The following is a 21,834-nucleotide window of genomic DNA, read 5'->3' as shown; positions in this document are numbered from 1 at the left end:
GTGTCGTCTCCCTTAGAGCATGATGCCGAAAAGTGTCACTAGTTTTCGGCATCATGCTCTACCTATTTGATTCTAGTACCGGATGATCTTGGATCGATTCGATCCAAGATCATCCGGTACTAGGGCGGCGGCACAGCAGCGTTTCAAGGCTGCCAGGGCCATTCATCGATTTGTCCTGACACTGTTATAAGAACTCGCATGAAGAGGGACAACCATTCGCTTCAAGGTTCCGCTTCTGGTAGAATGTTGACCTCTGGCGCGGCTTGTGTCGGTTGCTTCATTCAGTTACGTTGACGTTAACGTTATAAAGGCAGGAGGCCACAGTGAACGAAGTTATTGATCAGATCGCGACCAAAGCCGGCATCGCTCCCGACCTTGCGGAAAAGGCCGTTGGCATGATTCTCGGTTTCCTGCAGCGCGAAGCTCCGGATGGTCCCGTCACCAAGATGATCGAATCCATTCCCGGCGCCTCCGATCTCGTTGCTCAATATAACGGCGAGGAAACGGGTGGCGGTGGTCTGCTCGGCGGCCTGCTCAGCGCAGTCGGCGGCGGTGGCGGCCTGATGGCGCTCGGTCAGCAGCTGATGAGCAGTGGTCTCAGCATGGGTGAGATCAGCTCGCTTGCCAAGGAAACGATCGCAACCGCCCGCCAGCACGCCGGCGACGAAGTGGTCGACCAGGTCGTCAATTCCGTCCCGGGCTTGCACCAGTTCATCTAGGCCGCTATTGCCTTGAAAAGAAAGCCGCCGGCCAAATCCCGGCGGCTTTTTGTTGTTCAGAAAGCAGGACGGACCTCGCCACGTTGCGCCCGGTGAAAGGCAGGCAGTCGGCCTCTATCGGCTGATCTTCTTCAGCGTTAGAATTTCCTGCCCTTCGGTGTCCCATCGATCTCATGCCATTTGCGGCCGTCGCGCTCGATAAGTTCGTCGGCGCAGGCCGGGCCTGTGCTGCCGGGGGCGTAAGGATCGGGTTTGCCGCCTTCTGCCCAGAGGTCGAGGAAGGGCTGCACGGCCGCCCAGCCGGCTTCGATGCCGTCGGCGCGCTGGAAGAGCGTCTGGTCGCCGACGAAGAGTTCGTAGAACAGGCTTTCGTAGCCGGTCTGCTTGCCGATGTCGAAACTGTCGGCATAGCGGAAATCGAGCGAAACCGGCGCGGTTTTCAGCACCAGCCCCGGCGATTTGATCGAGATTTCCATGTCCAGCCCTTCGTCAGGCTGCACCTGGATGATGAGCCTGTTCGGCGGCAATTCGGGGCGAGATTCGTGGCGCGGGAACTGGGCAAAGGGCACCGGCCGGAAGGTGATGACCACTTCCGTGTCCCGCGCCTTCATCGCCTTGCCCGTGCGTAGGTAGAAGGGCACGCCGGCCCAGCGCCACGTATCGACTAGGAGTTTCAACGCCACGAAGGTTTCGGTGTTGCTGTCGGGCGCGACATCGGGTGTCTGGGTAAAGGCCGGCAGATCCCTGCCGGCAATAGGGCCGGCCGTATAGGCGCCGCGCACGCCGTTCTTGATTGCCTCATCCCGCGAGTACACGCGCAAGGCCTTCAGTACCTTGCCCTTCTCATTGCGGATGGATTCGGCATCGAAGCTGTTCGGCGGTTCCATCGCCACCATCGCCAGCAGCTGAAAGAGGTGGTTCGGCACCATGTCGCGCAGCGCGCCGGTCGCATCGTAGAATTTGCCGCGCGTGCCGACGTCCACAAGCTCGGCCGCCGTGATCTGCACGTGGTCGATATAGTTGTTGTTCCACAGTGCCTCGATCATCATGTTGGCGAAGCGCGTCGTCATGATGTTCTGCACGGTTTCCTTGCCGAGGAAATGGTCGATGCGGTAGATTTGGCTTTCGGACACATGGTTCAGCAGCCGCGCATTCAAAGCCTGTGCCGAGGCAAGATCATGGCCAAAGGGTTTTTCGATCGCGATGCGGCGGAAAGCCCCGGTCGCTTCGTTCATCAGTCCGTTTTCGGAGAGTTTCTCGGCGATATCGCCGAAGAAGCGCGGTGGCACGGCGAAATAAAAGGCTGCGTTGGCGCTCGGCGCATGCGAGAGATAATCCGAAATCTCCTTGTAGACGCCGTTCTGGGTGAAATCGCCGGAGATGTAGCTGATGCGCTTGCGCAGGCTCTGCCATGCTGCCTGCCGCTCCGGATCGTCCATGTCGCCTGATGTCTTCAGGAACGATTCCAAGCGATCGAGCAGCATGTCGGCGCCGCCGGTCTCGATGCCGACGCCGAGGATATGCAGATCCTCTCCGATAAGCCCGCTGCGGGTCATGTTGATCAGCGTCGGGATCAGCAGGCGCCGGGTGAGATCGCCGGCGGCGCCGAAGATCACGAATGTCAGCGGCGGGGCCGGTGCGACGTCGGGGGTGGTCATGCGCGGATCTCCTTCTGGAGGCCATATTCGGGGCTTCTGGACGACATCGACTATCTCCTCGGAGCTGTTGCTGTTTCAGCTTTGGCTTGTCATGTTCTAGCGCGGGCCGGCGCCGGTTGTCGATGGGATCGACGCACCGCCGCCAACAGGCATTTCGGGGCTGATAGATAACCTATTTCTTCACCGCGACCAGGAAGAGCCGCGGGAAGCGCAACAGCACCTTGCCGTCGACAAGCGGCGGATAGGCTTTTTCGATATGCTTCAGATATTCGGCGATGAACGCATCGCGATGCTCGTCGCCGGCATGGTCGAGATAGGGGCGCAGGCCCGTGCCCTTCACCCATTCGACGATCGCTGCTGCGTTTTCCAGCACGTGATTGTAGTTGGTGTGCCAGATATCGACCCTGACGGACTTGCCGATCAGCCTGTTATAATAGACCGAGGGCGCAGGCAGAGGATTGCGCCGGATGCTCTTCTTAGCGAAGGCATCGCTCCAGGGACCGTTCTTTGCGGTTTCTTCCATCATCAGATGGCTATGCTCCGTCAGATTGTCGGGCATCTGCACGGCAAACACGCCGCCGGGTTTCAGCCCGTCCATCAGCCCATCGAGGATATCGAGATGATTTGGGAGCCATTGGAAGACCGCATTGGCAAAGAGCAGATCCACCGGTTCTTCCGGCTGCCATGTGGCGAGATCCGCCTTGACGAAGCTTGTGCCGGGCAAGCGCTTGCGCGCCGCCTCCAGCATGTTGTCGTCGCTATCGAGGCCGGAGACGCCGGCAGCACCATAGCGCTCGATGATCAGCTCGGTCGAATTGCCGGGGCCGCAACCGAGGTCGATCGCGCGTTCGATCCGATCCAGCGGTACCTGAGCCAGCAGGTCGCGCGAGGGGCGCGTGCGTTCATCTTCGAATTTCAGATATTGACCGGCAGACCATGCCATGAGTGTTTCCTCTTTCTGGATTGCCGTTTCTCTCGATGCGCATAGCACCGGGATATATCAGAACCGTGTAATGACGCTGATGCCCTTGCCCTCGGCCTTATCGAGCGACATCAGCGCCGGAACGGCTTCTTCCAGGCTGATCCTGCGGCCGATAAGCTTCTTCGGCGCGATCTTGCCGGCGGCGAGCATGTCGAGCATGGCATCATAGCGCCAGGCCTGCATGCCGTGACTGCCGTAGATCTCCAGCTCATGGCCGATGACCTGTGCCATCGGGATCTGCGGTGTCGCATAGTTGCCGAGCATAAGGCCAACCTGCACATGCCGGCCGCGGCGACGCAGGTTCTTGATGGAATTGAAGCAGGTCGTGGGATGGCCGAGCGCGTCGATCGAGACATGCGCGCCGCCCTTGGTGATCTCGCGTACGGCCTCGGCCACATCGGCGACCTCGGCCGCATTGATGGTCGCGACTGCCCCACATTCGCGGGCGAAGGCGAGCTTCTCGTCGGAAATGTCGATGGCGATGGCGTTGGCGCCAAGGGCGCTCGCGATCATGATCGCCGACAGGCCGACGCCGCCGCAGCCATGAACGGCGATCCATTCACCGAGACGGGTCTTGGCTTGGTCGGCAACAGCGCGGAAGGAGGTGGCGAAGCGGCAGCCGAGGCTCGCCGCCGTTGCGTCATCGACTGTGTCTGGCAGATGGACGAGATTGGTGTCGGCATAGTCGATCGCGACATATTCGGCGAAGGAACCCCAATGGGTGAAGCCGGGCTGGAATTGGCTCGGGCAGACCTGCTGATTGCCGGAGTGGCACTCCGCGCAGTGGCCACAGCCGGAGACGAAGGGAACGGTGACGCGATCGCCCACCTTGAAGCGGACGACGCCGCGCCCGGCCGCCACCACCTTGCCGGCAAGCTCATGGCCCGGCACATGCGGCAGCCTGATATCGGGATCATGACCCATCCAGCCGTGCCAGTCGCTACGGCAGAGCCCGGTCGCGCCGACGGCGATAACGACGCCATCTTCGCCCGGTGTCGGATCTGGCAGGGTGCGGATTTCGGGTGTTGCCTCGAAGGCCTCGTAGTACATGGCTTTCATGGGGTTCTTCCTGTCTCTTGACGATTCCTACGGTTCATCACTTTTCCTGATGGATCTATTCGTCAAGTTGTTGTTTCGACGCATGAAAATTGCGTTATGAATGCGGTATCGGGCGCTTTGTTGCAAATGAATTTTACCGCGTAGTTTCCGCTTGACCCTAGGATTATGCGGCTATTTGGTCTTTGCCACCTAGAGCAATTCCAGGAAAAGCGCTGAGCGCTTTTCCTGGAATTGCGAGAAAACAAGAAGATGGAGCGGTTCCGCGATCCGGCGAAAGCTGAACCGATCAACGGGAGGAAACCACCATGGCAGTCGATACGTCGCCCCGAACCACCACCTGGACCTATGTCGAAGGAGAATGGCTTTCCGGCAATCCGCCGCTGATCGGGCCGACTTCGCATGCCATGTGGCTTGGCTCGACCGTGTTCGATGGTGCCCGCTGGTTCGATGGCATCGCACCTGATCTCGACCTCCATTGCCAGCGCATCAATCGTTCGGCCATCGCCATGGGGCTGAAGCCAATCAAGACGGCTGAAGAGATCGAGGCGCTCGCCTGGGAAGGCATCAAGAAATTCGACGGCAAGACGCCGATCTATATCAAGCCGATGTATTGGGGCGAGCATGGTTCGCCGGGCAGCGTCGTTGCCGTCGACGCGGAATCGACGCGTTTCGCGCTCTGCCTGTTCGAGGCGCCGCTTGGCGGCAATGGCGGCATCACGCTCACGGTCTCGCCCTTCCGCCGTCCGTCGCCGGAGACGGCGATGACCGACGCCAAGGCCGGCTCGCTCTATCCGAACAGCGGCCGCATGATCCTGGAGGCGAGAGGCCGCGGTTTCAACAATGCGCTCGTCCGCGATATGAACGGCAATGTCGTCGAGACGGCGTCGTCCAACGTCTTCATGGTCAAGGACGGCATCGTCTATACGCCGGTCGCCAACCGCACCTTCCTTGCCGGTATCACGCGGGCCCGCGTCATCGGGCTATTGCGTCGGGAAGGCTTCGACGTGCGGGAGGAAACCCTGTCCGTCGAGCAGTTCATGGGCGCCGACGAGATCTTCACGACCGGCAACTATTCCAAGGTCGTCAGCGTCAATCGCCTGGATGATCGCGAATTCCAGGAAGGGCCAGTCGCCCGCAAGGCGCTGGAACTCTATATGGATTGGGCGCACGGACGCAGCGCCAGCGAAGAGTAGTCAGGCCTGACAGGTTACAATCTATCGAGCTTCGAAAGCGTCCCTGGTCATCTGATAGGACGCAAAGGGCTGGCCGAGATACGTTGTCTCGCGCGTCGGGGACAGGCCGAGCTTTTCGGCCACGCGAATGGAGGCGGTGTTGCCGGGTGCGATATCGGCAATCAGCCGTTCGAGGCCATGTGTTCCGAAAGCATGCGTGAGAACCGGCCTTGCCGCTTCCGTGGCATAGCCTTTGCCCCAGGCGAACCTGTTCAACCGCCAGCCAATCTCGATGTCTGGCCCGACCGCGTCGACGGGGATCAGTAAAATCCAGCCGAGAAATTGCTTCGGATCCTCCTTGGCGAAGATTGACCAATAGCCGAGGCCATCACCGAAATCAGCCTCCATGCGGCTCGTCAGGAATAGTCGGTGTGCCTCGGGATCGCCCCATGGCCCCGGAATGAATCTCGTCACCTCCGGATCGCGATCCATGGCGAGGCAATCGTCGATGTCCGCCAGGGTGCGCGGGCGCAGGATCAGGCGGCCAGTTTCAAAAGTCGGAAGCACTGCTGTTCTCCAAGACTATCGAGATAAGGCGAAGATCCCACACGGATAATGTTGAAGCGCAAACCCAATCCAAATTAAACGGCGCGAAGGGGGCTTTTGTGATATTGTGATCTCGGTTGGCAAAACCCTTAAGGAGGCCGCCATGAAAATCTCTCTTCCTGCGTCTGTCTATCTCTTCGACTATTACAGGGCTTTCCTCCAGCTCTGCGTCGTGTTGGCGATTGCGTTCGTCGTCTATTCGACGCTGTTCGGATTGACCTGGTGAAGTCGGAAGCAATTGAAACCGTCGGCCTTAATCAGGCCGCCGGGGCCGTTTTGTTTAGAGGTAGTCGACGATGAGCCTGAGCTTTCCCAATCGCAGCCGCAGTTACGACGCTTCGGCGAGGCGTATCCGTTTCACCGGCTATGACGGCATGTTCGAGGTTTCGTTTCTGGTCGACGCGGATGTCTTCCCGGGTTCGCATACCGAAGCTGGATATCTCGCCGCCTTCGATGACGGACGAGACGCGATCCAGAAGGTCGCCGCCAGAGCCTACGGCCATGCCCGACGACGCCTGTACGTCCTGACCGCTAGCGATTTTCGCTGACGAGACTATTCCGCCTCTTTCTTCGGGCTGACCCACCAGCAATAGATCGCGCCGATCGCCAGTAGCACGCAGGTTCCGAGGAACACGGCGCGCATGCCGATATGACCACCGACGAAGCCGCCCAGGACCGGGCCTGCCACCTGACCGACATATTGCGAGGAGATGGAGAGCCCGAGAATGCTGCCGGTGGCCGCATCGGGCACATTATGCCGGATGACGGCGGTGATGCAGGGCAGGAGGCCGCCGAGCGCCACACCCATCAGGAAGCGCAAGCCGATCAATTGCCAGGCCGAGGTGACGAAGGCCTGCGGTATCAGCAGCAGCGCAGCGGCGGCGAGGGCGACCATGATGACGCTCCAGTATCCGATGCGATCGGCGAGCTTGCCGAGCCACGAGGACGACAGGATGCTGCCGAGCGCCGCTGCGGCCATCACGACGCCCGACACCATCGTCACCCTGGCGTCGCTAACGAACTGCGCGACATAGACCGTTATGATCGGCTCGATCGACATATTGGCGAGCATCAGCAGCAGGCCGAGCGACAGCATGGCGATGACGGGGCGCTTGTCCGGAATGGAGGCCCAGCTGCCGCTGGCCTTCGCAGCCTTCTTGCGCGCGGTGGATTTCTCCTCCTTGATCAGGAAGGTCGTTGCCAGGAAGGTCAGGAAGATTACGCCTCCTGCCAGCAGGAAAGTGCCGCGAATACCGATAACAGGCGGCAGTGCGCCTCCGATCAGCGGTCCGACGAGATTGCCGGCCATGATACCAGCCGAAAGCGTACCCAGCGCCCAGGCGGAGCGATGCTTCGGCGTCTGGGCTGCCACCAGCACCATCGATCCCGAGGCATAGCCGCCGGCGAGACCGGTGAACAGGCGCAGCGCCACCAGTTGCCAGACATTGCCGGCCATGCCCATCAGAGAGATGGCGACCGTCATGCCGAGGCTGGCGCGGATCAGCATCAGCTTGCGGCCATAGATATCGCCGAGCCGCCCCCAGAGCGGCGCGACGAAAGCGGCGGCGAAGAAGGTCGCGCCATAGGCAATGCCGGACCATTGTACGATCGCGGCCTTGTCGCTGACACCGAGTTCCTCGACATAGAGCGGCAGGAACGGGAGCAGCAGCGTCATCGCCACGATCGTCGTGAACGAGCCGGCGAGGCAGATGATCAGGTTCCGCATCCAATGCGCGGTTTCCGGCTCGGCCGGTGCGGCTGCATCCCATCTCGTCTCGGTCATTTCGCGGCCTTTGCATTCAATGTGTAAAACAGTTCCTGGCTGCCCGATGCCAGGATATGACCCTTCGCGGCGGCGAGCAGGTCGGCGCGAGTAAAGAGGTCAGGAAGGTTCAGCCGATCGACATCCAGCGCATAGACGGTGACGTGGTAGCTGTGAATGCGTTCGTCATTCCAGGGCGGGCAAGCGCCCATGTAGCCGCCATGCGGCCCGTCCTTCAAATTGCCACCACCGGCGCCATTCTGACCGCGCCGTCCATAGGTCGTGCGCTCGAGCGGCAGGCCGCTAGAGGAGGGGCCGTTTCCATCCATGCCTTCGGTCAGGCTGGTGCGCGTTGCAGGGATGTCGGCCAGCACCCAGTGAACGAATTCCATCCGCTTGAAATCCTTCGGAATGGTTTTGTCCGCCTTGTTGAACAACGAGAAATCGGCGGGCACGTCAGGGTCGACCATCGTCAGCGCATAGGATCGCGTGCCCTTCGGCCCTTTCGACCAGGAGACGGCAGGGCTCTTGTTAGGGCCGGGCGCCGATTTGTCGGACCCTGTCGAAACGCAGGAGGCGTTTTCCGGCAGTAGCGTCTGGCCGTTGCTCTTTGCGAATGTCACTTTGAGATCGGCCGATAGGGCTGGGGTGGCGACAACTGCTACGATGACGGTGGCATTCAGAATTTTGAGCATGGTTTTCATGATGTTGCCCTTTCATGTTGCGGCTCCTATGAGCCTTCGAGGGCAGGATGTAACAAATTCGTGCCGAGCGGCTGCGCACGCAAACGCTCAAAATGCTGTCGCAAACGCTCACGCGCTGCGAAGTCGATCGGCGAAACGGCGCGGCGAGCGATAGCCTGTCGCAAGCGCGGCTTCCCGCAGCGACAGCCCGTCCTCCGCGAGAAGGGTCGTTGCCAGCGCCACACGTTCGCTTGCCAGTACCTCTCGCAGGGAAGCGCCCTCGCGCGACAGGCGACGACGCAATGTGGCGTTGCTCGTGCCGAGTTCGGCGGCAATGAGATCGGCTGTCCAGGCACGGTCCGGCTGCCAGCGCACCAGCGCCCGTACCGCCTCGGCGGTTGTCTCCGGCAAAACGGGCAGGGCACCGCGCATGCCGAGCACCATGAGTATTTCCACGAGTCTATGCTCGATCAGTGGGATCGGCAGGCTTCCACTGGCAATGCCTTCGCCGGCATGGCCGATGGCAGCGGCCAGCAACGAATCGAGCGGCAGGTCGATCTGCGATGCGGTTTGGGCTGGCGGAAAGGCTTTTGCCGCGCGCCGTGTCAATTCCTCGGGAAAGGTGATGAAGATCGCCCGATAGACGCCGGTCTGCGGATCGGGGTCGTTGACGACATCGCCGCTCCACCCGGCCGGCAGCACGAGCACCGTACCGGCCGAAAAATGCCGCTGCCGTCCCATGCTGACGATTTCCTTGGAACCTTCGAGGATGGCGACGATTGAAACCTGGGAAAAGGCGGAGCCAGCAATGCGTTCGCGTTCGCGCGTCACGAAGGTAAAAAGCGTGGAATAGCTGCCGATGCCGGTTGGCTCGACCGCCGGACGATTGTCTTTGGCCGCCAGCCGACGCAGCTTTTCCAACATGTGGTGATGAGCCTCGGACACTTGCGATGGCTTTCTGCTGATTGGGATGCTTGAGGAGTTTGGACCACGCGGGCGGCAATGCCAAGTCTGCAAAGCGCCTTGTTGGTTCGCCGGGCTGATGTTATAAACTGATTGCATTATACAATCAGTTTATGGTTGACGGATCAAACCCCGTCCTGATGCAAAGGAGGAGGCAGATTATGAACTCTCTCGAAAATGCCCGTTGCGATACGGTCAAGCGGCTGTTTGCAGCCTATGTCGCTCAGCATCCCGATATTGTCGACCCGATGCTGACCCGGGATTTCACCTTTTCCAGCCCGCGCGACGATCACATCGACCGGAAGCGGTACTTCGAACACTGCTGGCCGAAGGAGAAGGTGTTTCGCGATATTCATATCGAACATCTGGTCGCGGATGGTGACGATGTGATCGTCGGCTATCGCGCCGAGAAGATGGATGGCGCCAGCTTTCGCAATGTCGAGCTGATCCGCTTTGCCGGCGACCGCATAGCCGAGGTGAACGTCTATTTCGGGCGGAATTTATAATGCTTCAGCTGCCCGTAATCTTCGCCATCGCGGCGGCAAGTGCGGCTGCTGGACCGGTCATAGGTTGCGGGCGGTTTCCCGGAAGAAGATGAACGGCATCGGTCATTGATGCTTGAGCGAAAGCGATCGTGACGGCACTTTCGCCGCTGGCCGCCGTTACCGCATCGGCAATGGAAGCAAGATAGGCCGACAGATCGCCCGCCCGGAAGTGCGCCCATGCACCCGGCACCAGCCGAACCTCGATTTCGGCACCCGTCGCCTTAGCCGCTGCTTCGAAAAGCGCAGTCGTCGGGGCGATGGTCGTTTCGACGGTGCACAGCACGATAACCTTACCGCCCGCCTTGACCGCCTGCTCTGCCAACACTGCATCTGCCTGGATGATCGGGGCTCCGGCGCCGGCCGCGATCTTCGACGCTGCTGGGCCTAGTGTCGAGCAGTTGAGCACGACGGCATCGGCATCCTCCGCCAGATGCCAGAGAAGCGCTGCCGTTTCGGCCGAAATCTCATCCGTCAGGCGTCCCACCTTTTCGGCGGCGAGAAGAAGATCGGCACGGACATGATGATGCAGCATGCCATCAGGCAATCCGAGCGCCTTCGCCGCCGCTTCATAGACGGTGATATTGCTTTCGGCGGTGTGCAGGCAGGCGATCGTCACAGATGTTCCTCATCACGACAGGAGATCCGTAAACTAGCCTTGGGGCTATGCCTTGTCGATGTTTTGCCGCGGCAGTCCGCCCTGTATCGAAACATCATCATATGCAATAAGGTAAACTTCTAAGTCGATGCTATACCTATTTGAAAAGTAGGGCAATTTTTGCTCCTACGTGCAACTTTTTTGGCATGTCGCCGGTTGCTCTTCCAGGCGACGGCTCCTATGTTCCGCTTCACCTGCCGACGCAATTTTTTGCCAAGAGGAGATATGACCATGGCTTTCGAATTGCCTGAACTTCCTTATGATTACGATGCACTTTCGCCCTTCATGTCGCGTGAGACCCTCGAATATCACCACGACAAGCACCACAAGGCCTATGTCGACAACGGCAACAAGCTCGCTGCGGAAGCAGGTCTTGCCGATCTTTCGCTCGAAGAAATCGTGAAAAAGTCCTTCGGCACCAATGCCGGCCTCTTCAACAATGCTGCCCAGCACTACAACCACATCCATTTCTGGAAGTGGATGAAGAAGGGCGGCGGCGGCAACAAGCTGCCGGGCAAGCTCGAAGCAGCGTTTGCTTCCGATCTCGGCGGCTACGACAAGTTCAAAGCCGATTTCGCCGCTGCCGGCGCCACTCAGTTCGGCTCCGGCTGGGCATGGGTTTCCGTCAAGAACGGCAAGCTGGAAATCTCCAAGACCCCGAACGGCGAAAACCCGCTCGTTCACGGCGCCGACCCGATCCTCGGCGTCGACGTATGGGAACACTCCTACTACATCGACTACCGCAACCTGCGCCCGAAGTACCTCGAAGCCTTCATCGACAGCCTTATCAACTGGGACTACGTCCTGGAGCGCTACGAAGCCGCGACGAAGTAAGGTTTGCCGCATAGGCTGGCTTTCGCACCCGGCGTCTTTCTGGCGTCGGGTGTTTTCTTATGAGCAGCCTTATTGATATATCCGTGTGCCGCTTGGCGGCCCAGGAGATCGCCACAGGAGGCTGAATGCCATCAGCACCGCTCTTCCGCTTTGGTGTCATCGCCGATCCGCAATATGCGGATCTTGAGCCGAATCTGACCCTCAATCGCTATCCGGCAAAAAGCCTCGACAAGCTTCGCGCGGCAATTGAGGAGTTCAATCGGCACGATCTCGCCTTTGTGGTGACCCTCGGCGATATCATCGATCGTGAATGGAAGAGCTTCGACGCCGTTTTGCCGGTCTACCAAGCCTTGCGTCATCGCAAGCATTTCCTGCTCGGCAACCATGATTTCGCCGTTGCTCCGCAACATCTCGGCACGGTGCCGGCGCGGGTCGGCATGCCGTCGCCCTATTACGATTTCAGTCTTTCCGGCTATCGCTTCATCGCGCTTGACGGCAATGAAATCAGCGTCTTTGCCCCGCCGGAAGGCGATCCGCGGCGGCAGGAGGCGAAGGATCTGATGAAGGCGCTGGAGATCGCCGGCGCACTCAATGGCCAGCGCTGGAACGGGGCGATCGGCGACAAACAATATGACTGGCTCGCCGCGAAACTCAAGGAAGCAAAGGCGGCAGGCGAGAAGGTCATCGTCATGAACCACTATCCCGTCTTCCCAGAGAATGGACATAATGCCCTGAACAGCGACCGCTTGCTGGCCCTTTTGGCAGAGCATGGCCATGTCGTCGCTTACCTTAACGGTCACAATCATGCCGGCAATTTCGGCGTGTCGGATGGCACTTACTTCGTCAACTTCAAGGGCATGGTGGACACCGAAGACACGAGCGCCTACGCGATTGTCTCGGTCTGTGAGGACCGGCTCGAAATCAGCGGCTTTGGCCGCGAGACGAGCCGAACCCTGGCGCTACGCTGAACCTATTCCGCTGCGGCATGCGGATGGGAGATGAGGTTGTCTGGTTTACAGGATCTGGCCTTGCGATCGATGTTGCCAACGCCTCAGCCGGCCGCGGCTGGGGTGTTTGTCTGCCAGCCATTCACCCAGATCTGCCTCAGACCGTTGCCTTCGCCCTTGAACCATAATCCCGTCGCCTCGCAGCCTTCGATCCGATCGCTGCGGAAGTTGCGGATAGCCTGGCGCAGCTCGCACCAGGCGACGATGTTGGCCGTTTCGGCATAATAGATCAACGCGATCGGCCGGATGATGCGTTCCGTGGCGCGGCCGAGCTCGTCACGATAGGCAAGGTCCAGCTTTTCCTCGTCGCGAATGGCGCGGCGCATAAGCGAAAGATCGATGGCCGAGGCCGAAGGTGCGGCAAAGCCCCAGGCATGCAGCGCATTGGCATCGAGCGTCTGGCGCAACGGCGGCGGCACGGCGCCGGCAATCTTCGCGGTAACGCGCTTGGCCGCCTGCTTGAGCTCGGCATCGCCGGTGCGCTCCAACAGGGCCAGCGATAGCACGATCGCCTCCATCTCCTCGATGGAAAACATCAGCGGCGGCAGGTCGAAGCCGGGCCGCAGGATATAGCCGATGCCCCGCTCACCCTCGATCGGCACGCGCATCGCCTGTAACGCGGCGATATCGCGATAAACCGAACGCACCGTCACCTCCAGCCGGGCGGCAATATCGGCCCCCGTCACTGGCCGCTTTGCCAGCCGCAGGATCTGGATGATCTCGAACAGGCGTGATGCCTTGCGCATTTGTTGTCCCAAAGATGAAGGCTACTGACAATACCCCGTCAGTTGGCTCATTTTATAAGACTGCCTATCGACTTGAAAATCAACCATTTCCTCTCCTGTTTCCATGGAGAGCTCGATAGGCAACTGACATGGGTTACGCAGAAAATCTCTGGCTCTTCCTCATCCTTCTTTTGGGCATCATAATCGTACCGGGTATGGACATGCTGTTCGTGCTCGCCAATTCCCTTACCGGCGGCAGCAACCGCGGCCTTGCCGCGACGGGCGGCATCATGCTGGGCGGTGCGGTGCATTCGCTGAACGGCGCCATCGGCATCGGCCTGTTGATGCATTTCGTACCCGTTCTCTTCAATCCGCTGCTTGTTGTCGGCGGCGCCTACATGGCCTTCATCGGCTATACGCTGATGCGCAGCTCCATAACCGTTGGGGAGAGTGGGCCTGCTGGCAGCCGCTCCGCCTGGAAAGCCTTCCGGCAGGGGGCATTGACTTGCCTCATCAATCCCAAGGCCTATCTCTTCATCTTTGCCGTGTACCCGCAATTCCTGAAGCCGGATTACGGCCCGATGTGGATACAGGCCGTCATCATGGGAGCCATGACCATCGCAACGCAATTTGCCGTCTATGGCGGACTTGCCATCACTGCAGGGCGCAGTCGCGAGCTGCTGGTTGCCAATCCCAGAGCAACTGCCTTTGCGGGCCGCGCAGCCGGGCTGCTGCTTGTCGCAGTTTCAGTGTTTACTGTCTGGGAGGGCTTGAAATTAGCGTGAGGGCTGAAGCTGCGAATGAGTGTGTCGGTAGCATGACACTGATTTCACTTGCATCTCACTACTTTGTGACTTCATTGCCGGAAAGGAAACCGGCAAACATGTCGCCGTAATCATGCGCCGGCCGCGCAAGCGGTCCGCACCATTTGCGAAGAGGTAGGAGAACGAAATGAAGTGGAAAGCGATTGTGATGGCGACGGCTCTGGCCGGCATCGCACTGGGTTCGGTCGTCGCGGCCGACGGCACGCATGAGTCCCGCATCGGCATGATGAAGAAGATCGGGGGCGCAACGGGTGCTCTCGGCGCGATTGCCAAGGGCGACAAGCCCTATGACGCCGACATCGTCAAGGCATCTCTGACGACGATCGCCGAAACCGCCAAGGCGTTTCCGGATCAGTTCAATCCGCAGAGCGACAAGACCGATCCCGAGGTCAATCCGAAGATCTGGGACAATCTCGATGACTTCAAGGCGCATGCCGCCAAGCTTTCCACCGATGCCGAGACGGCGCTCGCCCAGCTCCCCGCCGATAAGGCCGGCGTCGGCGCGACGCTGAAGACCCTCGGCGGCAGCTGCGGCGCCTGTCACCAGGCCTATCGCATCAAGAAGGACTAGCGGTAGGTCGGCCTAGTTTGAATATCGATTTTGGCCTCCGCACAATTCTATCGCTGCGGAGGCTTTTGGCTTTGGAGCTGGGCTAAGGGGTGGAATGATGGCGCGGTTTATTCGGTGGCTGCTTTGCCTTTTTGGCGTGATCATTCTCGGCGGTGGTGCATTCTATGTCATCACCGCGCCGTCGCCCTTGCCCGCCAGCCATTGGGCCAATCTCGGTGACCCAGATGTTAAAAACGGTCAGCTGGTCTTCTGGGCCGGCGGCTGTACGAGCTGTCATGCGGCACCCGGCGTCCAGGGCGATGCCAAGCTGGTGCTTTCGGGTGGTCTCGCCCTTACCAGCCCATTCGGAACCTTCCATGTCCCGAATATCTCGCCGGATGAGAAGGCGGGGCTTGGCAGCTGGACGCTGGCCGATTTCGGCAATGCCATGAAGCGCGGCGTCGGCAAAAACGGCGAGCACCTCTATCCGTCCTTTCCCTACGGCTCCTATACCCGCATGAGCGACAAGGACATCAACGATCTCTGGGCCTTCCTGAAGACGCTGCCGAAAAGCGACAATGTCGTTCCGCCGCATGAGCTGCCCTTTCCCTTCAATATCCGGCTCGCGCTGGGCGGCTGGAAGTTCCTATATCTCAACGATCAGCCGCGCATCGTGCTTGCCAGTGCCGACGAGAAGGTCAAGCGTGGTCAGTATCTTGTCGAAGGGCCGGGACATTGCGGCGAATGCCATACGCCACGTGACAGCCTCGGCGGCTTCGTGAGCGGCCAATGGCTGGCGGGCGCGCCCAATCCGGAGGGCAAGGGCCACATCCCAGATATTACCCCGGGCTCCAAGGCAATCGGCAGCTGGAGCGCCGGCGATATCGCCAACTACCTCGAGACCGGCTTCACCCCGGACTATGACTCGGCCGGCGGTTCCATGGCCGAAGTCCAGCAAAACATCGCCCACTTGCCGACAACCGACCGCGAGGCGATCGCGGCCTATCTCAAGGCGCTACCGGCGAAGTAAAGCCGCAAGATGCTCAAGCCGCGCCCGCGCGTCTGGCGAGATAGAGATGCGTTTCGTAATGCAGCTCGAATTTGCCGCCGTGTGTGTTTATCGCATCGGCAAGCTCGAAAAGCAGCGCTTCTCTCCGATCCCCGCTCAAAAGCCGATAGCTGGAGAGCGTTCGCAAGAGGTCCGTATAGCTCTGCGCAGTGTGCGACCGACCCCAGGAATAATGGTGGTGTACCGGAGCTTCAAAGTGGTCTGATTGCTTCAGCTCCCGAGCAAAAGGGCCATCAGGCAAATACCAGGCCTCCACGGGCGGGCCGGCAAGCTGTGGGGCATGGCGAGCGTAGATCCCCGCGAACTTTTCTGACAGCGGCGATTCCGGCTTCATCGGCACATTGCCGAAGACGGCGAGTGTTCCTTCCGGCGCGAGGAGGGCGGCCGTCCTGGCGAAGCGCAGTTCCGGCGAAACCCAATGGAAGGATTGGGCCGCGAATATCAGCCTGAGGCTCTCCGGCTCGCCCGGCCATGCTTCGAAGGTGGTGTGCTCGAACCGCACTCGCGGAAATTCCGCCAATCTTTCCTGCGCAACTGCAATCAGTTCCGCGCCGGGATCAAGCGCGAGAACGGAGAGGCCACGGCGAGCAAAGCTCTCTGTCGCTTGTCCGGTGCCGCAGCCGATTTCGAGGACCTGATCCTTGGCTTCCAGCCTGGCAAAATCGATGACATTGGCAAAAAGCGCATCGGGATAGAGCGGGCGGGAAGCATTGTAGAGGGTGGCGACGCCATCGAATGTGAACCGCTGTTCCAAGGCGCATCTCCAGTTGCAGTTCGAAGTCGACAGCCATTTTTCTAGCGCATTTCCGGTCAAGCTTGTAGCCATGGGATTCGGCAATAGGAGAGGGTGGTCGTGGACGCAAGGGTGGCGCGGAGGGTTCCTTATTTCAGCCAATGGGAAACGCCTGACATGACGCTGGCGGTCGTCGCCGAGGGGGCACAATCGGCCTTGCTGAAGGACCCGCTCTGGGCGTCATCCGGCGCAAGCAGCGTCGAGGATTATGCGCGCTGGGCCGGCAATCTCTGCGGCATGGCCTGCCTGAAGATGGTGCTCGCCGCCCGCACCGGCAAAATCATCCCCATCATGGATCTGGCCATGGGTTGCCGGGAATATGGCGGCTACGTCGAGGAGGCGGATGGCCGGATCAAGGGATTGATCTATGCGCCGTTCGTCCCATTCGTTCGTGATCGCTTCGATCTGGATGCTCGTGTCGTCACCGGCATTTCCGTCGCTGACATCGCCGATATCCTCGCGCAATCGGAGTATTTCATCGCGTCGGTGCATCATTCGATCCGCTGGCCCGAGACCGAGCCGCCGGCCAAGGGTGGCCATCTGGTGCTGGTGACGGCCATCGACGGCAATAATATCCGCTTCCACAATCCATCCGGCCACATCGATGCGACGCGCGAGAATGCCGAAATGGCTCTGGAGGTGTTCGAGAGGTTCTTTGCAGGCCGCGGGATCGCCATCGATCACTGAAGTATTTCCAGGAAAAGTGCGCAGCGGTTTTCCGTCCGGAATGCGCGAAACCAGAAACACTCTAAAAATCAATATCGGATGGCGATCCTCTTAAAGGCCGGCATCAGGCCAGAGCCTGAAGGTAGCGCATGCCGGTGACCGGACGCGGCTTGAAATCCATGTTTTCGTAGAAGCGGTGGGCCTGGAAATTGCCTGTGGCGGCTCCCACGGAAAGGTAGCTGCAGCCGGCCTTGCGGGCGATATCGCGGGCGCGGTCGACCAGATGCTGCCCGACGCCATGGCCGCGATGGCCGTCGCGCACGAAGAGATGGTGCAGATCCATGCCTCGCTGTCCCTCTTGCGCCTTGTAGAGCGGCACGAGGATGGCGTAGCCGATCAGCCCCTGTTCGCCTTCGGCAACAAGCGCCGTGATCCACGGCATAGGACCGAAGAGATCGCGCTCGAGCTGTTCGGGTGTCGTGCCGGAGGGGTCGCCATGATGGGCGGCCAGCAGCCGGATCATGTCGTTGAGTTCAGGCAGGTCGCGTGGCTGGGCATTGCGGATGGTCAGAACCGGAGGGCGGAGAAGTGAGATGTCGCTATCGTCTAGCATGGCATTTTGCGTCCTTGTTTTTTGAATGAGCCGTCAGGACGCTGCCGATACAACAAAGCCGCCTGACGGCGGCTTGTTGACAATATGATCTGTCTTGGCCGCCCGTTACAGGTACAGCCAAAAATACGAGCAATTATGGAGCGCGTTCGTGATCATGGGCGCATCAATGATCCGGTTCAGCGTATTTGTCAATGGGGGCTCAGTGCTCGTGTTCGCATAGGCCGTGATCGGAAAGCGCGCGGATCACATAGCAGTCTTCGATGCTATGGCCGTCGCAATGCGAGACGATGCGCTCCAGCTCGTGCTCCAGCTTCTTCAGCCGCGCGATCTTGGTGCGAACGTCATCCAGATGCTCCTTGGCGATACGGTCGGCGCCTACGCAGGGGCGGTCCGGGTGCTGGCTGAGCGAGATCAGCTCCTTGATCGTATCGATCGTCAGTCCAAGGTCGCGGCCATGGCGGATAAAGGCGAGACGCTCAAGATCGGCTTTGGAATAACGCCGCTGATTGCCTTCGCTGCGTTCCGGCTCCGATATCAGACCCATCTGTTCGTAATAGCGGATTGTCGGCACTTTCACGCCGGTCCGCTTGGATAGATCGCCGATGGTCAGCATTGTATGGCCCTCAAATACCTCTAGTCTCTAGAGAAATATATGAGGCCATTCGTCGAAATTGCAAGGCCGGGTAGCTGTGACCGCCGGCTGGGATACCGTCGGCCCACCTCATTGTCCGGTCGTCGCCACGAAATCTGGCTTCCAATTCATCATCATAAATAGTATACCCCCCTATATTATAAATCGAGGCTACGATGTCCCATACCATTCGTCAGCAAGCCAAGCTTCTCTCTCGCGTCCGTCGCCTCAAGGGGCAGATGGAAGCGGTGGAGCGCGCGCTCGAGGCCGAGCGGCCGTGCGGGGAAATCCTGCAGCTCCTTGCCTCCATTCGCGGTGCCCTGACGGGGCTGACCGGAGAGGTGCTGGAGGACCATCTGCAGGAGCATGTGCTCCATGCCGAAACTGATGAGGCCCGCCGGCAGGCAGTCGATGAGATAGCCGACGTGCTGAAGACCTATCTGCGGTGACCAAAGCATGTCGCGCAAAAGTGTGCGGCGGTTTTGCGATAACGGCATGCGAAAAATCGAAGACGTAAAGCGCCAGAAGTGCATCTGAAAGATCGGGACGCGTTTTATGGTTTCAGGCGTTCAAAGAGAGACCAATGTCATGAGTATTTCCTCCGAAGCGGGGCACAGCCACGTTTTTCTGGGCTCCGACCACCAGCGCAACGAACGCCGCATCTGGCTCGTCATTGCACTCACAGCGGTCATGATGGTAGTCGAGATCGGCGCGGGCACGATTTACGGCTCGATGGCGCTGCTCGCCGATGGCTGGCATATGTCGACCCATGTCAGCGCCATGCTGATCTCGGCGCTCGCCTATCTCTACGCGCGCCGACATGCGCACAATGCACGCTTCACCTTCGGCACCGGCAAGTTCGGCGATCTCGCGGGCTTTGCCAGCGCGATCGTGCTGGCGCTGATCGCGCTGATCATGGGCTGGGAGAGCATACTGAGATTGCTCGATCCGGTGGCGATCAATTTCCGCGAGGCCATCGCAATTGCTGTTGTCGGCCTTATCGTCAATCTCGTCAGCGCATGGCTTCTGCGCGCCGACCACAGCCATCATCACCACGGTCACGCCGGCCATGGGCACAGCCATGGCCACGCCCATACTCACGATCACGCCCATCATCATGAGCATCATGACGATCACCATCACGACCATGGCCAAAAAGGTGGCAGGGATAACAATCTGCGCTCGGTCTATGTCCATGTCATCGCCGATGCGATGACCTCGGTTCTGGCCATCGCTGCCCTGCTGCTTGGCAGCCGTTTCGGCTGGACCTTCCTCGATCCCGTCATGGGCATCGTCGGCGGCCTGGTCATCCTGCAATGGGCCTGGAGCCTGCTGCGCGCTTCCGGCGCCGTTCTCCTCGATTTCATTCCGCAAGGCGAGGATCTGCCTGAGGAGATCCGCGAGGCGATCGAAACGGACGAGGATCGGATTACCGATCTGCATGTCTGGCAGGTTGGGCCCGGGCATCATGCGGCCATCGTTGCGGTCGCAACAGCCGTCTCGCGCGAGCCCTCTTTCTATAAGGCGCGGCTTGCCAGTATTCACGAGCTCTCGCATGTAACGGTCGAAGTTACCGTCGACAAGGCTGCATAAAATCCGCTAGCAATCGGTAAGGTCAGAGGCTTGCCATATTCCTCGCATAGCCCAAAATCTGCCCGATTCTGCTGGAGGCCTCTCGCATGCCCACATTGCTAACCCGCCGCCGCCTCATGGCAGGCTCGGCGCTGCTTCTTCCCGCCTTGACGCTCGGCCCCGATGCGCTTTTTGCACAGGATAGCGGCACATCACCCCAGACGCCTGCGACAACGGATAATTCGGCGGCACCCGGCGCCGGCAGCCAGGGAATGGAAAGCGACAGCGCAGCGCCGGATAATTCGCAGCTGTCCGACGATGTCGACAAGCAGCTTGCCGATCTGGAAAAGAAGACCGGCGGCCGCCTCGGAGTCTCCGTGCTCGACACTGAAACCAATATTTCTCTCGGCCATCGCGAGGAGGAGCATTTTCCCCTGTGCAGCACCTACAAGGCGCTTGCTGCCGGCTTTGTGCTGGCGCGCGTCGATCAGGGCACGGAAAAGCTCGACCGCCGCGTCACCTACGGCAAGGACAAGATCGTCACCTATTCGCCGGAAACAGAAAAGCACGCCGACGGCGATGGGATGACCATTGCCGAGCTCTGCGCAGCCGCAATCACGCTGAGCGACAATACGGCTGGCAATCTTCTGCTCGAAAGTTTCGGCGGACCTGCCGCGTTGACTTCGTGGCTGCGCACCACAGGCGACACCGAGACCCGCCTTGATCGCAACGAGCCAGATGTCAACCAGGCCGTCAAGGACGACCCGCGCGACACGACGACCCCGGATGCGATGCTGGATTCGATCGGCCTTCTGACACTCGGCAATACGCTGTCGGAAACATCGAGGGAGCAGCTGGTCAACTGGCTCGTCGCCAATATGACGGGAAATAATCGCTTGCGGGCCGGCCTGCCGAAGGAATGGAAGGTCGGCGACAAGACCGGTACCGGCAATAACGGCTCCTATGCCGATATCGCCGTCATCTGGCCGCCGGACCGGGGTGCGATCCTGGTCACGACCTTTGTTGCCGAGGCGACTGCGCCTGCAAAGGACGTCGAGGCAGTGTTTGCCGAGATCGGCAAGATCGTCGTCGACATGGTCGGGCAATAACGAGATATCGATAATGAAAACAAGACGATAAGAGCGAGATGTGAATCAGATCCGTATCGTTTTCAAGTGGTTTGGCAATTGACTCAGACCAGCGCCAATGCCGCAGCTGCGCTGTCCGTTTCCTGATCGCTATCATCATCAGTGTTGCCGGCTCCGAGCTTCTGCTTGATCTCATCGGCAATCTGGTCGTTGATTGCCTTCTGCTCGTCGGCCGGCAAGGACTTGAACGAATCTTCCGTCAGGCCATGCGCCTCGAGATATTGCCCGCGGATCTTCTGAGCCGGCGTCATGTTCGCCCATTTGGCAAATTCATTGAGGATATCCTGATCGGACTGCTCGCTTGATGATGCCGAGCCGCTTCCATCCGTGGCCGCCACGTTATCCTGCTCGCCGCCGTCGGCCGAGGTCGAAGACGACGTGCTGCCGACCTGGCTGAGCCAGAAGCCGGATGAAATCGAGGAGGGGACGCCGCTGGACGAAATGGACGGTCCCTGCGAATCCTCCTGCTGGCCGTCGCCGTCGTCCGGCAGCGAGAAGGGTGTGCTGTCGTCGCTGTCGCTGCTTTGCTGGCTGCGGATCGGCGTGCTGAAATAATTTTGGGTGCTGCTGTGCACTTTCATCGTCATGTCTCCCGGTG

Annotated in this window: 27 protein-coding genes; 14 read left to right on the top strand and 13 right to left on the bottom strand. The window is 59.9% G+C overall.

What is annotated here, in order from left to right; all coding sequences use genetic code 11:
- The first annotated feature begins 323 nt into the window (after positions 1-323).
- Complete coding sequence (locus FHT73_RS07665) at positions 324-719, top strand: hypothetical protein (RefSeq protein WP_112398226.1); 396 nt, start codon at positions 324-326, stop codon at positions 717-719.
- Positions 720-856: 137 nt separating this feature from the next.
- Here the strand turns inward: FHT73_RS07665 and zwf are convergent, their stop codons facing one another.
- The 3 genes from zwf to FHT73_RS07650 all read right to left on the bottom strand — a co-directional run bounded on the left by zwf (position 857) and on the right by FHT73_RS07650 (position 4,418).
- Positions 857-2,377, bottom strand: coding sequence for a glucose-6-phosphate dehydrogenase (gene zwf, locus FHT73_RS07660; RefSeq protein ID WP_183710731.1), 1,521 nt, complete (start codon positions 2,375-2,377; stop codon positions 857-859).
- A gap of 172 nt (positions 2,378-2,549) precedes the next feature.
- Positions 2,550-3,320, bottom strand: coding sequence for a trans-aconitate 2-methyltransferase (tam, locus tag FHT73_RS07655; protein ID WP_183710729.1), 771 nt, complete (start codon positions 3,318-3,320; stop codon positions 2,550-2,552).
- A 57-nt stretch (positions 3,321-3,377) separates the two neighbouring features.
- Positions 3,378-4,418: a zinc-dependent alcohol dehydrogenase family protein gene (locus FHT73_RS07650; RefSeq protein ID WP_183710727.1), complete on the bottom strand. Its 1,041-nt coding sequence runs from the start codon at positions 4,416-4,418 to the stop codon at positions 3,378-3,380.
- Between the two features lie 305 nt (positions 4,419-4,723).
- On the opposite strand from FHT73_RS07650, the gene FHT73_RS07645 reads away from it, so the two are divergent.
- A complete protein-coding gene (locus tag FHT73_RS07645; protein WP_183710725.1) occupies positions 4,724-5,611 on the top strand; it encodes a branched-chain amino acid aminotransferase in 888 nt (295 codons plus the stop codon).
- A 21-nt stretch (positions 5,612-5,632) separates the two neighbouring features.
- Here the strand turns inward: FHT73_RS07645 and FHT73_RS07640 are convergent, their stop codons facing one another.
- Positions 5,633-6,157, bottom strand: coding sequence for a GNAT family N-acetyltransferase (locus FHT73_RS07640; protein WP_183710723.1), 525 nt, complete (start codon positions 6,155-6,157; stop codon positions 5,633-5,635).
- 142 nt (positions 6,158-6,299) lie between these two features.
- On the opposite strand from FHT73_RS07640, the gene FHT73_RS29705 reads away from it, so the two are divergent.
- Together FHT73_RS29705 and FHT73_RS07635 are read left to right on the top strand one after the other, a co-directional pair.
- Positions 6,300-6,422: a hypothetical protein gene (locus FHT73_RS29705; protein ID WP_281409860.1), complete on the top strand. Its 123-nt coding sequence runs from the start codon at positions 6,300-6,302 to the stop codon at positions 6,420-6,422.
- 70 nt (positions 6,423-6,492) lie between these two features.
- On the top strand, positions 6,493-6,744 hold the full coding sequence (locus FHT73_RS07635) for a DUF1488 domain-containing protein (protein ID WP_112335592.1): 252 nt from the start codon (positions 6,493-6,495) through the stop codon (positions 6,742-6,744).
- A 5-nt stretch (positions 6,745-6,749) separates the two neighbouring features.
- On the opposite strand, the gene FHT73_RS07630 is transcribed toward FHT73_RS07635, so the two are convergent.
- From FHT73_RS07630 to FHT73_RS07620, 3 genes are all read right to left on the bottom strand, one after another.
- Positions 6,750-7,979 (bottom strand): MFS transporter, encoded by a 1,230-nt coding sequence (locus FHT73_RS07630; protein WP_183710722.1) that lies wholly within the window; start codon positions 7,977-7,979, stop codon positions 6,750-6,752.
- Positions 7,976-8,662 (bottom strand): YbhB/YbcL family Raf kinase inhibitor-like protein, encoded by a 687-nt coding sequence (locus tag FHT73_RS07625; protein ID WP_183710720.1) that lies wholly within the window; start codon positions 8,660-8,662, stop codon positions 7,976-7,978. The genes FHT73_RS07630 and FHT73_RS07625 overlap by 4 nt, the downstream gene beginning before the upstream one ends.
- 108 nt (positions 8,663-8,770) lie before the next feature.
- On the bottom strand, positions 8,771-9,586 hold the full coding sequence (locus FHT73_RS07620; RefSeq protein ID WP_183710718.1) for a helix-turn-helix domain-containing protein: 816 nt from the start codon (positions 9,584-9,586) through the stop codon (positions 8,771-8,773).
- 179 nt (positions 9,587-9,765) lie between these two features.
- Here FHT73_RS07620 and FHT73_RS07615 point away from each other — a divergent pair, with 179 nt between their 5' ends.
- Positions 9,766-10,110, top strand: a complete 345-nt coding sequence (locus tag FHT73_RS07615; RefSeq protein ID WP_112412362.1) for a nuclear transport factor 2 family protein — start codon at positions 9,766-9,768, stop codon at positions 10,108-10,110.
- Between the two features lie 4 nt (positions 10,111-10,114).
- Here the strand turns inward: FHT73_RS07615 and FHT73_RS07610 are convergent, their stop codons facing one another.
- Complete coding sequence (locus FHT73_RS07610; protein ID WP_183710716.1) at positions 10,115-10,765, bottom strand: Asp/Glu racemase; 651 nt, start codon at positions 10,763-10,765, stop codon at positions 10,115-10,117.
- A gap of 270 nt (positions 10,766-11,035) precedes the next feature.
- Between FHT73_RS07610 and FHT73_RS07605 the strand changes: the two genes are divergently transcribed.
- Together FHT73_RS07605 and FHT73_RS07600 are read left to right on the top strand one after the other, a co-directional pair.
- Positions 11,036-11,638 (top strand): superoxide dismutase, encoded by a 603-nt coding sequence (locus FHT73_RS07605; protein ID WP_015339177.1) that lies wholly within the window; start codon positions 11,036-11,038, stop codon positions 11,636-11,638.
- 125 nt (positions 11,639-11,763) lie between these two features.
- The gene (locus tag FHT73_RS07600; protein ID WP_183710714.1) at positions 11,764-12,606 is read left to right on the top strand and encodes a metallophosphoesterase; all 843 of its coding nucleotides are present in this window, start codon (positions 11,764-11,766) and stop codon (positions 12,604-12,606) included.
- A gap of 83 nt (positions 12,607-12,689) precedes the next feature.
- Here FHT73_RS07600 and FHT73_RS07595 read toward each other — a convergent pair whose 3' ends face one another.
- The gene (locus tag FHT73_RS07595; protein ID WP_183710712.1) at positions 12,690-13,391 is read right to left on the bottom strand and encodes a YafY family protein; all 702 of its coding nucleotides are present in this window, start codon (positions 13,389-13,391) and stop codon (positions 12,690-12,692) included.
- 128 nt (positions 13,392-13,519) lie between these two features.
- On the opposite strand from FHT73_RS07595, the gene FHT73_RS07590 reads away from it, so the two are divergent.
- The 3 genes from FHT73_RS07590 to FHT73_RS07580 all read left to right on the top strand — a co-directional run bounded on the left by FHT73_RS07590 (position 13,520) and on the right by FHT73_RS07580 (position 15,774).
- Entirely contained in the window at positions 13,520-14,155 is a 636-nt protein-coding gene (locus FHT73_RS07590; RefSeq protein ID WP_183710710.1) for a LysE family translocator, read from the top strand.
- Positions 14,156-14,321: 166 nt separating this feature from the next.
- Positions 14,322-14,765: a cytochrome c gene (locus tag FHT73_RS07585; RefSeq protein WP_183710708.1), complete on the top strand. Its 444-nt coding sequence runs from the start codon at positions 14,322-14,324 to the stop codon at positions 14,763-14,765.
- Positions 14,766-14,859: 94 nt separating this feature from the next.
- The gene (locus FHT73_RS07580; RefSeq protein ID WP_183710700.1) at positions 14,860-15,774 is read left to right on the top strand and encodes a c-type cytochrome; all 915 of its coding nucleotides are present in this window, start codon (positions 14,860-14,862) and stop codon (positions 15,772-15,774) included.
- A gap of 13 nt (positions 15,775-15,787) precedes the next feature.
- Here the strand turns inward: FHT73_RS07580 and FHT73_RS07575 are convergent, their stop codons facing one another.
- Entirely contained in the window at positions 15,788-16,567 is a 780-nt protein-coding gene (locus FHT73_RS07575; RefSeq protein ID WP_183710698.1) for a class I SAM-dependent methyltransferase, read from the bottom strand.
- Positions 16,568-16,666: 99 nt separating this feature from the next.
- Here FHT73_RS07575 and FHT73_RS07570 point away from each other — a divergent pair, with 99 nt between their 5' ends.
- A complete protein-coding gene (locus tag FHT73_RS07570) occupies positions 16,667-17,293 on the top strand; it encodes a C39 family peptidase (RefSeq protein WP_183710696.1) in 627 nt (208 codons plus the stop codon).
- Positions 17,294-17,396: 103 nt separating this feature from the next.
- On the opposite strand, the gene FHT73_RS07565 is transcribed toward FHT73_RS07570, so the two are convergent.
- Together FHT73_RS07565 and FHT73_RS07560 are read right to left on the bottom strand one after the other, a co-directional pair.
- A complete protein-coding gene (locus tag FHT73_RS07565; protein ID WP_112340329.1) occupies positions 17,397-17,885 on the bottom strand; it encodes a GNAT family N-acetyltransferase in 489 nt (162 codons plus the stop codon).
- Positions 17,886-18,084: 199 nt separating this feature from the next.
- A complete protein-coding gene (locus FHT73_RS07560) occupies positions 18,085-18,498 on the bottom strand; it encodes a helix-turn-helix domain-containing protein (RefSeq protein ID WP_183710694.1) in 414 nt (137 codons plus the stop codon).
- Between the two features lie 194 nt (positions 18,499-18,692).
- Between FHT73_RS07560 and dmeR the strand changes: the two genes are divergently transcribed.
- From dmeR to bla, 3 genes are all read left to right on the top strand, one after another.
- Positions 18,693-18,965: a Ni(II)/Co(II)-sensing transcriptional repressor DmeR gene (gene dmeR, locus FHT73_RS07555; RefSeq protein ID WP_069616048.1), complete on the top strand. Its 273-nt coding sequence runs from the start codon at positions 18,693-18,695 to the stop codon at positions 18,963-18,965.
- 139 nt (positions 18,966-19,104) lie between these two features.
- Positions 19,105-20,109: a CDF family Co(II)/Ni(II) efflux transporter DmeF gene (dmeF, locus tag FHT73_RS07550; RefSeq protein WP_183710692.1), complete on the top strand. Its 1,005-nt coding sequence runs from the start codon at positions 19,105-19,107 to the stop codon at positions 20,107-20,109.
- Between the two features lie 86 nt (positions 20,110-20,195).
- Positions 20,196-21,197: a class A beta-lactamase gene (bla, locus tag FHT73_RS07545; protein ID WP_183710683.1), complete on the top strand. Its 1,002-nt coding sequence runs from the start codon at positions 20,196-20,198 to the stop codon at positions 21,195-21,197.
- A gap of 83 nt (positions 21,198-21,280) precedes the next feature.
- Here bla and FHT73_RS07540 read toward each other — a convergent pair whose 3' ends face one another.
- Positions 21,281-21,817 (bottom strand): hypothetical protein, encoded by a 537-nt coding sequence (locus FHT73_RS07540; protein ID WP_183710681.1) that lies wholly within the window; start codon positions 21,815-21,817, stop codon positions 21,281-21,283.
- Positions 21,818-21,834 lie beyond the last annotated feature (17 nt).

The organism is Rhizobium sp. BK098, from assembly GCF_014193155.1.
In the GTDB taxonomy this organism is placed as follows: domain Bacteria; phylum Pseudomonadota; class Alphaproteobacteria; order Rhizobiales; family Rhizobiaceae; genus Rhizobium.
Note: the sequence above shows the minus strand (reverse complement) of the source record. Positions and strands in the feature narration are given on the sequence as shown.